Source organism: Bacillus sp. FSL M8-0350, assembly GCF_038593345.1.
GTDB classification, from domain to species: Bacteria; Bacillota; Bacilli; order Bacillales; family Bacillaceae; genus Bacillus; species Bacillus safensis.
This window is the reverse complement of record NZ_CP151985.1, coordinates 2,478,979-2,493,192: the sequence shown is the minus strand read 5'-3', so window position 1 is coordinate 2,493,192 and position 14,214 is coordinate 2,478,979. Positions and strand designations below refer to the sequence as shown.

The window sequence follows — 14,214 nt, the reverse complement described above, 5'->3', positions numbered from 1 at the left end:
GAGGACAAACAATGACATGGTTTCTTGATGGAAAAATCCAGAAGCAAATCCCTGATTTCGATATCAGTCATCTAAAGCAAATCAATGAATTCCACTACTTTAAAGAGTATAATGAACATTACGACTTGATCAATTGTATTGTTCTGCACATCCCATATGAATCCCCGAATCTACAAGCAGACATTCATCTGAAATTCACCAATGTCTCTTCTGTTCAAATCAAAGATTTGGAGTTAACAAACGATGACTATCTTTTCTTGGACATTCAGCTTTTAGATAGGGGCTGGGAAAATTTGAATTACTTTGTCGAAGACTTTGAAGAACAATATTTTTCTTTTTATTGTGAAACGGTTCGAGTCATACAAGTAATATCAAATGAATAGTGATAGTCTGCCAACATATGCCTAAATATGCTTCCCCATCCCAACACAGAAAGGTGCAATGACTTTGAATCGAATCTTGAAATGGCTCTTATTTGTAGTTGTCATCGCTGGCTTATTGGTATGCGCATTCTTTGTGTTCCGTTTCAACCAGCCTAAGCCGACAACCAATATCCATTATGCAGACACACAAAACAAACAGCAAACACTCGATATGTACATGCCAAAGGGCAAAGATGAAGACAAAAAGAAGAAGCATCCTGTGATGATCTATCTCCATGGCGGCGGCTGGACAGGTGGCGATAAGAATAGAGTCGCTTCAAAGGCTGATTATTTTACTGGTCAAGGGTATGTGTTTGTTTCAATGAATTACAGGCTTCACCCTGATGCCAACTATGAGCAGATGGCAGATGATACAGCAAACGCCATTAAATGGGTAAAGGATCATGCGGATGAATATCAAATTGATTCATCAAAAATCAATGTCATGGGTCACTCAGCGGGCGGTCATTTGACGGCGCTGGTTGCCACAGATTCGACCTACTTAAAACGTGTGGGGCTGTCGCCAAAAGCGATTAATTCCATCGTGATTTTAGATGGGCCGTTAAACCTCAATCAATTTATACAAGCCATCCCATCGTACAAAAAAGTCTTTGGCAAACAAGAGAAAAATTGGACAAAGGCATCACCTGTCACTTATATGAATCAAGCGAATGTACCTCCTGTCTATTTGGTCACGGGCTGGGAAAATCCTGAGGTGTACCGATTTGCAGAAAAACTAAATCATGATAAAGGCTCTCGGTTTGTTTTTCGGGTTCATACGTTAAGCCATAGTGATCTGAACAAATGGTTTGGATCAGACAGAGCGCCAAAAGAAGCACAAAAAATGACAGAGGCTGTGATGGCTTTTGTCAAAAAACAAAATCAATAACGAAGACCGTATGCTTGGGCAATTCATTTTGCCGCAGTATATGATAAAGCGTAAATGGTTTGAAATTAAAGGAGTGTATGTTGTTGTCATCACGAATGGAAAATAAAGTATTCAATTGCGAAAAAGAGCTGACGCTGAATATTATCGGCGGTAAGTGGAAAATGCTGATTTTATGGCACCTTGGCAGAGAAGGGACAAAACGTTTTGGTGAGTTAAAGTCGTTAATGCCTGGGATTACGCAAAGAATGCTTGTCAATCAGCTAAGAGAATTAGAGGAAGATCACATTGTGCACCGGGAGGTTTATCCTGTCGTCCCGCCAAAGGTTGAGTATTCTCTCACAGAACTAGGAGAAAGCTTAATGCCGATTTTAGAGGCGATGTATGATTGGGGAAAACAGTATCTCGACAGTAATTTTTTAAAAGATGATAAATAGAAAGATGACCGATTGTAGGCAAAGGGCTAAAATAACTTTATTTTAGCCCTTTGTCTTTACGCTGAGATACTGGCCAAAAGACAGTATCTTTTTTGTAACCATATGCGGAAAAGTATAGTATGTAAAAAAAAAGTGCGTACTTGGATTGCGTCCATCCTGTTGTTATACTCATTTCATCGTTCAAGATGCATCATCCGCGGAGCTCTTGAAGATGAGATGAAAAAACGGGAGTGAAAGTTGATGAAATTACAATTAGCATTAGATTTAGTAAATATACCAGAGGCAATTGAGCTGATCAAAGAAGTAGAAGCATCCATTGATGTGGTCGAAATTGGGACACCTGTTGTGATTAACGAAGGGCTTCGTGCTGTAAAAGAAGTCAAGCAGGCTTTTCCGAATTTACGTGTACTCGCTGATCTGAAAATTATGGATGCTGCCGGCTATGAAGTGCAGCAGGCCTCCGAAGCAGGAGCAGATATCGTCACCATTCTTGCAGCGGCAGAAGATATGTCCATTCAAGGAGCGGTGAAAGAAGCAAAAGCAAGAGGAAAACAAATTTTAGTTGATATGATTGGCATCAAAGATATCGCAGGCCGTGCAAAAGAGCTGGATGCGCTTGGAGTCGATTATATTTGTGTGCATACAGGCTATGACCTGCAAGCGGTTGGTCAAAACTCATTTGCTGACCTTATGACAATTAAACAAGTCGTCAAGCAGGCAAAAACAGCGATTGCAGGCGGAATTAAGCTTGATACGTTACCTGAAGTCGTGAAATTAAACCCTGATTTAATCATTGTCGGCGGCGGTATCGCAAGCCAGGACAATAAAGCAGAAGTAGCGGCACAAATGAAGCAGCTGATCGCACAATCATGAAGACCAGCGACTATGTGAAGGCCATTTTAAATGAGCTTTCTGAGCATTCGCCAGCCATTCAAGACGAACAAGCAGAGCGCCTGGTCACAAGTATTTTATCTGCACAAAAAGTCTTTGTGGCAGGTGCAGGCAGGTCTGGTTTGATGGGAAAATCGTTTGCGATGAGACTTACGCATATTGGCGTCAAGGCTTATGTCATTGGAGAAACGAATACGCCTTCTTTTACCAAAAAGGATCTCTTGATTGTGGGGAGCGGCTCTGGTCGCACAGAGTCTTTGCTTGTCCTTGCAAAAAAGGCAAAAGCAATTGGCGGAAAAGTGGCAGCGTTCACGCTTTCTGCTGAGTCACCTTTAGCTGATCTATCGGATGAAGTCATCTTATTGTCAGGTGCACCGAAGGATCAACAGGAAGGAAGTCATCATACCATTCAGCCAATGGGTTCACTATTTGAGCAGCTGCTTCTTTTGACTTACGATGGGGTCATTTTGCGGTTAATGGAAATGAAAGAGCTCGATACACATACAATGTACGGTCACCATGCAAATTTAGAATAGTCATTTTCAACGCCTTTCCTTTCTTAAAAGGAGAGGCTTTTTCATTTCAATCAAGCCCAGAATCTTGACATAACCGATTTGATGTAACTATAATAGTTACATCGTTAAAGAAAAAGTGCAAGCACGGAAGGAAGATGAACATGAAAGTACAAATTTGGTCAGATATCGCCTGTCCTTTTTGTTATATAGGAAAAAAACAGCTGGAAACAGCGCTAGAACAATTCCCAGAGAAGGACCAGGTAGAGATAGAGTTTAAAAGCTTTGAGCTTGATCCCCACGCACCTGCTCAAGTCGATCATGACGTTCATGATATGCTCGTCAAAAAATATGGCATGAGCCGCAGCCAGGCCATGGCGATGAATGAGCAGGTGAAGCAGGCCGGCAAAGAGAAAGGGATCGATTTTCAATTTGATCCGCTCGTGTTGACCAACACCTTTGATGCCCATCGATTGGCGCAATATGCTGGTCAAATGGGGAAAGGCGATTTTGTCATGGGAGAACTGTTTCAAGCATATTTTACAGATGGAAAGCATGTTGGTGATCGTCAAACCCTTTTACAAATTGCAGAAAAAGCAGGTCTTGATGAGAAGGAAGTACAGCAAGTTTTGGGCAGCGAAGCATTTACCGATCATGTCCGAAAAGATGAACAAGAAGCGAGACAGCTTGGTATCAATGCTGTTCCGTTTTTCTTGATCAATGACAAGTATTCAGTTGCAGGTGCGCAGCCGGCCGATACGTTCCTGCGCGCACTTGAAACAGCTTGGACAGAGGAAGCAGCTCAAGCAGAAAAAGCGTCTGCCAATTCATTTGAAGCAGCATGTGCAGATGGCGTATGTGCGGTGCCTACTCCTAAAGAAGAAGCGTAATAGCAAGTTCCCTATCTTTCTAAAAAGATGGGGATTTTTTCTTGTTTTAATATAAAGGTTGCTTTATACTTAAGATATCTTAATTATGAAGGTGATAAAAGTGACATCCAAAACAGCTATGATTCAAGAGCTAAACAATATCGAAGCCCGCATCCATCAAAAGCTCCGATTAGAGTTTGAAGAATTATTTGTAGATGAGTTAACCGATAAGCAGCATATTGTACTGAATTTTATTGAGCAGAAAGGGGGAAGTTCTCCTATTCAAATTGCCCAGCAATTAGGCATCACTCAAAGTGCAGTGAGTCAATTGTTAAACACGCTTGAAAAAAAAGAATGGATTCGCCGCAGCATTAACCCGAATAACCGGAGGGAATTGCATGTTGAACTTTCTGAGAAGGCAAAAACGTACCTTGAGAATATGCGAAAGGTAGAGCTTGCGATTATTGAAAAATATTATTCAGCATTATCCTTCGATGAGATATCCACATTGACATCGATTTATGAAAAGCTTGATCAATTGATCCCACATCAAAACGAAGAGAAAGGATGAGAATGAATGACGCTCAAACAAGAAGTACAGAGAATCGCTTCCTCTTATACAGAGAAAAAGAAGGAGGCGCTGCTTGTGATCGGACTGATTCATCAAGGGGAAACGCATGTCTTTCATTTCGGGGATCACCCTATACAAAAGCGAGTGCAGCCAGAGGATGTCATTTTTGAGATTGGCTCGATTTCAAAAGTCTTTACGACAAGTATATTGGCAAGCATGATGCAAAAAGGGCAGATGAAACTCGATAATTCGATTTCTCTGTATTGTCCTCACATTCGAAAGAATCACCCCATTCAAATAGAGCAGCTGGCAACCCATACGTCTGGTCTTCCTCCGCATCGTCTTCTTAGAGATTTGCAGCTATGCTTCCTTCCTAAAGTGAGAAGAGATATGTTCTGTCAGTATTCACTCGATGAATTAATGAAACTGTTAAATTCGAAAAAGTGGAATCAGCCAAAAAGCTTTCCATCTCGTTATTCCAATGTGGGTATGGGTCTGCTTGGTTTAATCATGGGCTGGTCTCGTCACAAAACATATGAACAGCTATTGATGGAATATATCGTGGATGAGCTTCATCTATCAAGTACCTTTATTACGATTAAGGATAATGTAGAAGCAAAGATGATCTTAGGGCATCGGGAAAATGGAAAAGAGGTTCCGCCGCTTCATATGCTTGACTATCAAGGAGCTGGCGCTATTCGCTCGACCATCACAGATTTATTGTCATTTCTCTCTAGCCATCTACACGCAGATGCGGATTCTTTTTGGAAAATCACGCATGAACCAAGACGGGATATGGGCAGGAACATGTCAATGGGACTCGGCTGGGTCATCGATGACACAGGACTCATTTGCCATAATGGGGCGACGTCTGGATTCTCCAGTTTCATGGGCTTCCGCCCGCATTCAAAAACAGGCGTGGTCGTTTTATCCAACTACCGTAATCGAATCACGCAAGACTCTCCCGATCGTATAGCGTATGATCTGCTGGATATGCTGGAATCTAAAATAAAATGAGCCACTTGGAGTAGGGGCTCATTTTATTCGTTTGATCGTTTCACCTGGAACCAATTCAGGCTCGTAAAACGTTTGATCAGGGAGATTCTTTTTCCCTTGTACTTTTTTAATCATCCAGTCTGCTGCATCACGGCCCATTTGCTCCTGAGGATGGGTCAGTGTTGTCAGCTTCACATGGGCATTTTTCTGGGCGATATATGAATTATCCTGTCCAATAATCGAGAGATCATCTGGAATGGACAGCCCGATTTCGCTGCATACATTGGCTACTTCTAAACCCACCTCATCGTTATAGCAAACAAGGGCAGTCAGCTCATGTCTGTGCGCCATCAGGAATGTGGAAATTTGCTCCCCTAAATGCTGCTTCGATTCTGTATCGAAAAAAAGCACATGCTCAGGCAGGAAATTAAGCTTCGCTTCACCTAGCGCCTGAATATAGCCCTTCATCCGATATTTTCCCTGTAAATCATCTGTTTTTGAAATAAGCCCAATTTGCTGATGTCCAGAGGTGATCAGCTCTTTTGTGGCTAAATAGCTGGATTTTACATCATCCAAACAGAGAAAAGGAACCTCTAACTGCTCATAATAGGCATTGATCATAATGAGCGGTACATCCTGTTCTTTAAAGGATAAATAGTACGAGATGTTTGGGTTATATAAATTGCTTTTCGTCGGCTCGACGATAAGTCCGTCCACACCAAACGACAGCATCATTTCCAGCGCTTTTTTCTCCTGCTCAACATCGTTATTTGTGCTTGCCAGTAATAAAGAATAGTTCTCTTCGTTTAAACGGCTTTCAATGCCTCGAATGATAGAAGGAAAAATGTAATCGGATATGTATGTTGTAATGACACCAATCGTTTTCATATGTGCATGTCCCGCAGGTTTTGTTTGATATTGATTGGTCACAAATGTGCCTGAACCTTTTTCGCTGCGCAAAAATCCTTCGCTGGACAATTCCAAAATGGCTTTTCGAACTGTATGTCTGCTTACTTGATACATGTCTTGCAGGCTTGATTCGGTTGGAATACGCTCACCGATCCGATAATCCCCTGTGAGTATTTTGCTTTTTATATCATCAATAATGATCTGGTACTTCTTTTTCATCGTTTCACTTCTTTCTCAGTTGATCATCTACTCGGATTGAGAAGAAATTGTATGGACATATTTTAACATGGTTGTCGGATCAAAAACAGGCGCTTCCCTTTTCTGTTATGACCCCTTCAGAAAAAATGAAAGTTTTTGTCGCATTATGTATGTACAACTATATTTATTATTGACATATGTACGTACAAATATTATATTGTGATTGTACCAGAGAATCAATGAATCTAGAAAAAGAAAATTGAAACCGCTATCAAAAATGGGGGTGAACGTAGAGTGGATCACAAAGAGACGGCCAAAGCCTTGAAAGAAGGACGGACATCTTTAGGCATTGAATTTGGTTCAACACGAATTAAAGCGATTTTAATAGATGAGGAATTTCAGCCAATTGCACGAGGTGCATATGAATGGGAAAGTTTTCTCCAAGATGGAATATGGACGTACAACTTAATTGATATCATTACAGGTCTGCAAGTGGCGTATCGAGAGATGAAAGAACAGGCCGAGCAAAAGTATGGTGTGACCATTCAAACCATTGGCTCAATCGGGGTATCAGCGATGATGCATGGCTATGTGGCATGTGATCATACAGGAGAGGTTCTCGTTCCGTTCCGAACATGGCGGAACGGAACGACCATCGAGGCGAGTCAAAAGCTGACAGACGTATTTCAATTTCATATTCCAGAAAGATGGAGCATTGCCCATTTGTATCAAGCGGTATTAGAAGATGAAAAACATCTATCCCGATTAGAATATATGACCACTTTGTCAGGATATATTCACTGGCTGTTAACCGGAAAGCAGGCCATTGGTATTGGCGATGCGTCAGGGATGTTCCCAATTGACGAACAAACGAAGGACTACAATGAAGAAATGCTCCAGCAATTTGAAGCATTGATTGCAGAAAAAGGCTATCCGTGGAAGCTTCGTCATCTTCTGCCGCGTGTTTATTTAGCAGGTGAGGAGGCTGGCGTGTTAACGGCAGCAGGAGCAGCCATTTTGGATCAAGGAAAACATTTGCAGCCAGGCATTCCATTTTGCCCGCCGGAAGGTGACGCTGGAACGGGAATGGTGGCGACAAACAGTGTAGAAAGACGGACCGGGAATATTTCTGTTGGGACGTCGGTTTTTGCCATGATTGTGCTGGAGCAGGATCTAAAAGGTGTGTATCCAGAAGTGGATCTTGTCACGACGCCGGATGGACTGCCAGTTGCCATGGTTCATGCGAATAACTGTACAAGTGACCTAAACGCTTGGATGAATATATTCAGAGAGGCATTTGAAGCACTTGGCCTGCAAGTGGAGTCAGAAAGGTTATACGAATCCTTATTGCAGCAAGCTTTAGAAGCAGATCGAGATGGCGGCGGACTCTTAAGCTATGGCTATTACTCTGGTGAAAATATTACGAAACTGCCAGAAGGAAGACCTCTTTTTGTCAGGTCTCCTGAAAGCCGCTTTAACCTTGCTAATTTCATGCGCACCCATTTGTTCTCTGCTTTTGGTGCTATGAAAATAGGCATGGACCGATTAAAGGAACAGGAACATGTAGTGATTGACCGCTTACTAGGGCATGGGGGATTATTTAAAACACCGCTCGTTGGACAAAAAATGGTTGCCGCAGCGCTGAATACACCTGTATCAGTTGTTTCAACAGCGGGAGAAGGCGGTGCGTTTGGGATGGCTGTCCTTGCTTCATATATGGTCCATCATCAGCAGCAAACATTGGCTGAATTTCTCACCCATCGCGTATTTGCCCATACATCAGAAGAGCTCATGGAGCCCGATCCACTCGATGTCAAAGGTTTTAACGAATTTTTAAAGCGCTATCAAAATGGGCTTGCGATTGAAGAAGCGGCGGTAGCACATCTCATGCCAACGAAAGGAGTGACGACGGTATGCTAGATCGCTTAAAAGAAGAAGTGTATCAAGCAAATTTAGATTTGCCAAAATACGGACTTGTGAAATTTACATGGGGTAATGTCAGTGCATGTGATCGTGACAGTGGTTTGTTTGTGATTAAGCCGAGCGGCATAGCGTATGACCAGCTATCAGCAAAAGACATGGTCGTTGTGAACTTTGACGGTGAAGTAGTGGAAGGGGAATTCAGCCCTTCGTCAGATACAGCTACACATGCAGTTCTTTACAAACACTTTGAGGAAATTGGCGGCATTTCACATAGCCATTCTATGTGGGCAACCGTTTGGGCGCAGGCAGGTCTTGATTTACCAGCAATGGGCACAACGCATGCCGATACATTTTACGGAGCCGTTCCGTGCGCTCGTTTTCTAACAGAAGAAGAAGTCAATCGCGGTTATGAGGTAGAAACGGGCCGGCTGATCATCGAAACGTTTGAGAAAAGAAACCTAGATGTGATGGCGGTGCCGGGTGTCTTGCTTCAAGGTCATGGGCCGTTTACGTGGGGGAAAGATGCAAAAAGTGCGGTCACAAACAGTGTGATTTTAGATGAAGTCGCCAAGATGAACCTTTTTGCCAAGCAATTGAACGAATTTGCGGAGCCATTACCGCAGCGAATTTTAGATAAACATTACTTAAGAAAACATGGAAAGCATGCGTATTACGGACAAAAACCTTCAAGATAAAGAAAAGAGGGATATCTATGTTAACAAGTCAGAAAAAAGAATTTTGGTTTATCGTTGGGTCACAGCATTTATATGGTGATGAAGCACTGCAAAAAGTAAAAGCAGATGCACAAAAGATGACGGATGCTTTAAATGAGAGCGGTTTACTTCCTTATCCCGTGATCTTGCAAAACCTGGCTGTCAGCGCTGATCAAATCACACAGCTTATGAAAGAGGTCAATTATCGCGATGAAGTTGTCGGTGTGATGACGTGGATGCATACATTTTCTCCAGCAAAAATGTGGATACGCGGCACTAGCCTTTTGCAAAAGCCTCTTTTGCACCTTGTCACACAATATTATGAAAAGATTCCGTGGGACACGATCGACATGGACTATATGAATCTCCACCAATCCGCACATGGAGACAGAGAATATGGCTATATTAATGCACGTTTAAATAAACAAAACCAAATTGTGACCGGTCATTGGTCAAAGCCGGAAGTGCAGCAGCAAATTGCGGATTGGATGGATGTTGCGGCTGCCTATCATGAGAGCTTTCACATCAAAGTAGCCCGGTTTGGTGACAACATGCGGCATGTGGCTGTGACAGAAGGCGATAAAATCGAAGCACAGATTCAATTAGGATGGACCGTTGACTACTTTGGAATAGGCGATCTCGTCGAATATGTAAATGCAGTAGATGACGAAGAGGTAGATGCATTATTTGCTGAGTATTTAACGCAATATGATGTGAATTATGGAACGTATTCAGTTGAAGAGTGGGAAAAAAGTGTCAAGGTGCAGGCGCGATATGAGATCGCCATCAAACGTTTCTTAGATGAAGGCGGCTATCATGCCTTTACAACAAACTTTGAAGATTTACATGGGATGAAGCAGCTGCCTGGACTTGCGGTACAGCGACTGATGGCAAAGGGCTACGGCTTTGCTGGGGAAGGTGATTGGAAAACGGCCGCACTGGACCGCTTATTAAAAGTGATGAGCCATCATCAATCCACTGGTTTTATGGAGGACTACACATATGAAATGACGTCTGGAGAGGAAGCAGTGCTGCAATCTCATATGCTGGAAGTAGATCCAGCGCTCGCCCATACAAAACCTGTCATTGTCGTGTCTCCACTTGGAATTGGAAACCGGGAAGATCCAGCACGTCTTGTGTTTGATGGAAAAGCAGGCGAGGGTGTCGTTGTCTCTATAGCGGATTTTGGAACACATTTCAAATGGCTCATACAAGAAGTCGAAGCCTTTGAGCCAGAGGAAGCAGCACCTCATTTACCAGTTGCGCGTGTATTGTGGAAAATCAAACCGAATTTTCAGGATGGCGTCAAAGCATGGATTAAAGAAGGCGGGGGCCATCATACAGTCGTGTCTCTCAATTTAAAGGTTGATCAAATTGTTCACTTTGCAAAGCTAGTCAATGCAGAATATGTGGTTTTATAGAAGGGGGAAAGGTCTTCTACTGGTTACAGTAGAAGCACCGGGTGAAATGAAAGCGGTTAATTAAGTGAGGGGGTCATCCACTTGGAGAAAAAAGTGTCAAGCAAATTTATCTTCTTTTTCGGGTCCTTTGCAGGCATCTTATTTGGATATGATATTGGTATTATTGCAGGGGCGGAAGGACATATTCAGGAAGAATTTCAGCTCAGCCCATTATGGCTTGGAATCGTTGTCTCTTCATTAATGGGCGGGGCCATCATTGGCTCCATCTTAAGCGGTCTCTTAGGGGATAAATTTGGCCGCAGAAAACTCATTTTGGTCTCATCCGTTATCTTTTTTGTCGGGGCTATCGGATCAGCTATTGCACCAGAAGAGATTTCACTCACCATCGCTCGAATCTTTTTAGGGACAGCAGTAGGAACAGCCTCATCTTTGGTTCCGGCTTATATGTCTGAAATCGCTCCTGCTAAAATCCGCGGGAAATTATCTGGACTCAATCAGCTCATGATTGTCACTGGTCTATTGCTCAGTTATATTGTCGCGTTTGTGTTTGAACCCATCCCGGACAGCTGGCGCTGGATGCTGGGAAGTGCCGCTTTATTTGCGATCGTGCTTTATATTGGGATGCTGAAGCTCCCTGAATCTCCGAGATATTTGATTAAACACGGAATGGCTCATAAAGCACGGGAAGTATTAGGATCACTGCGTTCTTCCCGTGAAGAAATCGAATCAGAAATGCAGGAAATTTTAGAAGTCGCCAAAGAAGAACGCTCGGGAATTCGTGAATTGTTTCAAAAGAAATTCCGAATGGCTCTTTTCATTGGGGTTGGAATGGCAACCCTTCAGCAAATTCAAGGCGCGAACTCCATTGTCTATTATGCAACGAGTATCGCTCGGAATGTAGGTCTTGCGCCGCAGGTCGCCGCAGGTTTTACAGTCATTGTCGGTGTCATTTTCGTCGTCACGACCGTGATCTTTTTACAATTTGTTGACCGCTTCGACCGCCGAACGATTCTCACCGTAGGGGGATCGGGCATGGCCCTTTCTTTCTTTGCTCCAGCCGCATTAGGGGCACTTGGCGTTAGTGAAGGAATTTTAAACTGGGTGACATTGATTTCACTTTGCTGCTTTATTTTGTGCTATGCCTTCTCGTGGGCACCGATCACTTGGATCATCATCGGCGAAATCTTCCCGCTTTCTGTCAGAGGCATCGGAGCAGGTATCTCTTCTGCCTTTAACTGGACCGGATCGTTAGCAGTTGGACTCGTTTTCCCTATTTTGGCTGATCAATTCAGCTTTGGGGTCATTTTCTCCTCATTCGGAGTCATCTGCTTAATCGGGCTGTTATTCACCCGTTTTGTGCTAGTCGAGACAAAGGGAAGAAGTTTAGAGCAAATCGAAACCGATATGGCTGCACGTGTATAAATTTAAGAAAACCATCTATCCCATGTGGGTAGATGGTTTTTTACTCAAGCGTCTGTTTGAGCTCATTTGGCAGTAAATCAATCAATTGATCATAGGAAGACAAATCCAGCACTTCAAGCAGTGCGTAATATTTCGCGTAAATTTCACTCAGCTGATCAGGATGGTTTGTTTGATATTGATTCAGATGTAATTGAGTTAGTTCAAGTGCAATGTCTAGCTTGTTTCGTTCGAATGGCTGTGTCGTGTTGATCATATCGTTCACCTCTTATTTGATAATGAGTGGAAAAATTCATTGAATAAAAAGAGCTGATGTTTTGTTTTCATGGATGACCTGTCTTCCTAAGATATCATTTGTATAATATGTTAAAATTGTCCTTTTGTAAAGAAAGAGAAAAATAGATAGAAAGTGGATTTTTTTAAAAATAGACATGCATCTAATCACGAAAGGTGCTTCTGACATACGATAGAGTGTAAGTGAAAGACAACTTGAAGGGGTGTTAAGATGAGCCGAAATCGATTAGATGATTTCTTCTTTGGACCTCGCAGAGGAAACCAAGGAGGAGACGAAACGGTTGTTTTCCCCACACGTCAAATTGTCAACACAAGAACGAATGAACAAACGATCAGAAAAATTCATCCAACGCATATCACAAACGTCAATAAAAACATCAAAAGAATCGAAAACTACTATCCGGTCACTGAATCGACTCACAACGAGTATATTGTAGAAGAATACGATTGCGGCAGTGATATTAAAAACCCTTGCTGCCGTCCGGTGAAGCGCTGTAAGTGGTAATGAAGGGGCATCCTTTTATGGGATGCCTTTTGTATGTCTAATGCTCCATTTCATTTAATTGTCCCTGATCCAGCTGGAAGAAACGATTTCCTAACTCTGAATAAAGGTAGCGCTGATGGCTTGTAAATAAAACACATCGATGAGAGAACTCTTTTTTTAATAAAGAAATCGATTGTATTTGAGAGGCTTCATCAAGAGAGGTAAAAGGCTCGTCAAGAATGATCAGCTCTGGAGATCTTGCCACCATACAATTAAAGAAAAGTTTATATCTCATGCCCAATGAATATTGTTTGACAGGCATTTTTAGGGCATGAGTTAAATCAAATGTATCACAAAGCGATAGAAAGGTGTCTTTGTATAAAACCTTTTCCGACTTTTTCATTTTCCATAAAGACTGGATAAGCTCCATATGCTCGAAACCAGTGAGCGCATCATAGACTAAAGGTTTATCTGGGATGTATGCTACCAGACTTTTATATTGAGCGGTTCCAGGGTGATGCTGCTCGTTAAGTAAAATCGTTTCTGATGCTGAAGGAAGCAGACCTGCGATGATCTTTAAAAGTGTCGATTTACCGCTGCCGTTCTTTCCAATAATACAAGCTCGATCACTTTCTTTCAGATCAAATGACACATGATCGAGAAGGGGAGAATTCTCTTCTGTTGTTTCATAGCGAAAAGATAGCTGAGACACTTGAAGTTTAGCCATTGATGAATCCTCCAATAACAAACGCAGTCGTCACAAGCATATACAAGATCACAGTTGCTAAGGCAGCTTTTTTTGATCCTTCAGCATAGTAAATAATTCCATCATAAAGGATCCGTAAAAGATATAAGTTGAATAAGAAGGAAACTATTTGAATCAAGAGAAAATAGTGATCTAATTGTAACACCATCACACAATAGATCGCTGCACTATTCACTAATAAAAGAAATGCATTATAAACCAAAATAACAAGATACATTTTGCGTAGAATAAAAGCTTTATGAAAAAAATACATATAAATAGAAGTTAGGACAGTACTGAGAAAATTTAAAATGAAATAAAGCGGGATTGTCAGCAAAAAGATAAAAACAATGCTGGCAAGTTGTTTCCCAGTGGATAAAGGTTCATCTACTAACAAATCAATAATAAAAAATGTTAAAAAGACAGTCGACACAAATAATGATAGTAAGACAAGGCCTACAATGGTTTTAATCGATTGATTCTGATTGAAAAATTGCTTAGGACGTAGAAGTAGCTCCATGGAA

Annotated in this window: 17 protein-coding genes; 13 read left to right on the top strand and 4 right to left on the bottom strand. The window is 42.0% G+C overall.

Translation table 11 applies throughout. The features are described 5' to 3' along the window. The first annotated feature begins 11 nt into the window (after nt 1-11). The 8 genes from NSS80_RS13075 (at nt 12) to NSS80_RS13040 (ending at nt 5,605) form a co-directional block, all read left to right on the top strand. Entirely contained in the window at nt 12-383 is a 372-nt protein-coding gene (locus NSS80_RS13075; protein WP_317221922.1) for a hypothetical protein, read from the top strand. Nucleotides 384-441: 58 nt separating this feature from the next. Next, nucleotides 442-1,311 carry an alpha/beta hydrolase gene (locus NSS80_RS13070; RefSeq protein WP_317221923.1) on the top strand — a complete coding sequence of 290 codons (870 nt, stop codon included), beginning with the start codon at nt 442-444 and terminating at the stop codon, nt 1,309-1,311. Between the two features lie 77 nt (nt 1,312-1,388). Beyond that, a complete protein-coding gene (locus NSS80_RS13065; protein ID WP_029708013.1) occupies nt 1,389-1,745 on the top strand; it encodes a winged helix-turn-helix transcriptional regulator in 357 nt (118 codons plus the stop codon). Nucleotides 1,746-1,985: 240 nt separating this feature from the next. After that, nucleotides 1,986-2,618 (top strand): 3-hexulose-6-phosphate synthase, encoded by a 633-nt coding sequence (gene hxlA / locus NSS80_RS13060; RefSeq protein WP_024423080.1) that lies wholly within the window; start codon nt 1,986-1,988, stop codon nt 2,616-2,618. After that, nucleotides 2,615-3,172 (top strand): 6-phospho-3-hexuloisomerase, encoded by a 558-nt coding sequence (gene hxlB / locus NSS80_RS13055; protein WP_034280016.1) that lies wholly within the window; start codon nt 2,615-2,617, stop codon nt 3,170-3,172. Before hxlA ends, hxlB begins: the two co-directional genes overlap by 4 nt. Before the next feature lie 140 nt (nt 3,173-3,312). Beyond that, the gene (locus NSS80_RS13050) at nt 3,313-4,038 is read left to right on the top strand and encodes a DsbA family oxidoreductase (protein WP_034280019.1); all 726 of its coding nucleotides are present in this window, start codon (nt 3,313-3,315) and stop codon (nt 4,036-4,038) included. An 85-nt stretch (nt 4,039-4,123) separates the two neighbouring features. After that, on the top strand, nt 4,124-4,588 hold the full coding sequence (locus NSS80_RS13045; RefSeq protein ID WP_046311859.1) for a MarR family transcriptional regulator: 465 nt from the start codon (nt 4,124-4,126) through the stop codon (nt 4,586-4,588). Nucleotides 4,589-4,594: 6 nt separating this feature from the next. Then, on the top strand, nt 4,595-5,605 hold the full coding sequence (locus tag NSS80_RS13040; protein ID WP_034280022.1) for a serine hydrolase: 1,011 nt from the start codon (nt 4,595-4,597) through the stop codon (nt 5,603-5,605). 18 nt (nt 5,606-5,623) lie between these two features. Here the strand turns inward: NSS80_RS13040 and NSS80_RS13035 are convergent, their stop codons facing one another. Further along, a complete protein-coding gene (locus NSS80_RS13035) occupies nt 5,624-6,712 on the bottom strand; it encodes a GntR family transcriptional regulator (RefSeq protein WP_025092855.1) in 1,089 nt (362 codons plus the stop codon). Between the two features lie 273 nt (nt 6,713-6,985). Between NSS80_RS13035 and NSS80_RS13030 the strand changes: the two genes are divergently transcribed. From NSS80_RS13030 to NSS80_RS13015, 4 genes are all read left to right on the top strand, one after another. Continuing rightward, on the top strand, nt 6,986-8,611 hold the full coding sequence (locus NSS80_RS13030; RefSeq protein ID WP_317221924.1) for an FGGY-family carbohydrate kinase: 1,626 nt from the start codon (nt 6,986-6,988) through the stop codon (nt 8,609-8,611). Next, nucleotides 8,605-9,309 (top strand): L-ribulose-5-phosphate 4-epimerase, encoded by a 705-nt coding sequence (locus NSS80_RS13025; protein WP_039180113.1) that lies wholly within the window; start codon nt 8,605-8,607, stop codon nt 9,307-9,309. Before NSS80_RS13030 ends, NSS80_RS13025 begins: the two co-directional genes overlap by 7 nt. A gap of 17 nt (nt 9,310-9,326) precedes the next feature. Beyond that, the gene (gene araA, locus NSS80_RS13020) at nt 9,327-10,748 is read left to right on the top strand and encodes an L-arabinose isomerase (RefSeq protein WP_317221925.1); all 1,422 of its coding nucleotides are present in this window, start codon (nt 9,327-9,329) and stop codon (nt 10,746-10,748) included. Nucleotides 10,749-10,829: 81 nt separating this feature from the next. Continuing rightward, complete coding sequence (locus NSS80_RS13015) at nt 10,830-12,170, top strand: sugar porter family MFS transporter (protein ID WP_041118049.1); 1,341 nt, start codon at nt 10,830-10,832, stop codon at nt 12,168-12,170. 40 nt (nt 12,171-12,210) lie between these two features. On the opposite strand, the gene NSS80_RS13010 is transcribed toward NSS80_RS13015, so the two are convergent. Beyond that, a complete protein-coding gene (locus tag NSS80_RS13010; RefSeq protein ID WP_024427922.1) occupies nt 12,211-12,423 on the bottom strand; it encodes a hypothetical protein in 213 nt (70 codons plus the stop codon). Between the two features lie 249 nt (nt 12,424-12,672). Between NSS80_RS13010 and NSS80_RS13005 the strand changes: the two genes are divergently transcribed. Continuing rightward, nucleotides 12,673-12,966 (top strand): spore coat protein, encoded by a 294-nt coding sequence (locus tag NSS80_RS13005; protein ID WP_024423071.1) that lies wholly within the window; start codon nt 12,673-12,675, stop codon nt 12,964-12,966. A gap of 37 nt (nt 12,967-13,003) precedes the next feature. Here the strand turns inward: NSS80_RS13005 and NSS80_RS13000 are convergent, their stop codons facing one another. Together NSS80_RS13000 and NSS80_RS12995 are read right to left on the bottom strand one after the other, a co-directional pair. Further along, a complete protein-coding gene (locus NSS80_RS13000; RefSeq protein WP_041118047.1) occupies nt 13,004-13,672 on the bottom strand; it encodes an ABC transporter ATP-binding protein in 669 nt (222 codons plus the stop codon). Further along, nucleotides 13,665-14,210, bottom strand: a complete 546-nt coding sequence (locus tag NSS80_RS12995) for a hypothetical protein (protein ID WP_034280043.1) — start codon at nt 14,208-14,210, stop codon at nt 13,665-13,667. Before NSS80_RS12995 ends, NSS80_RS13000 begins: the two co-directional genes overlap by 8 nt. Nucleotides 14,211-14,214: the final 4 nt, after the last annotated feature.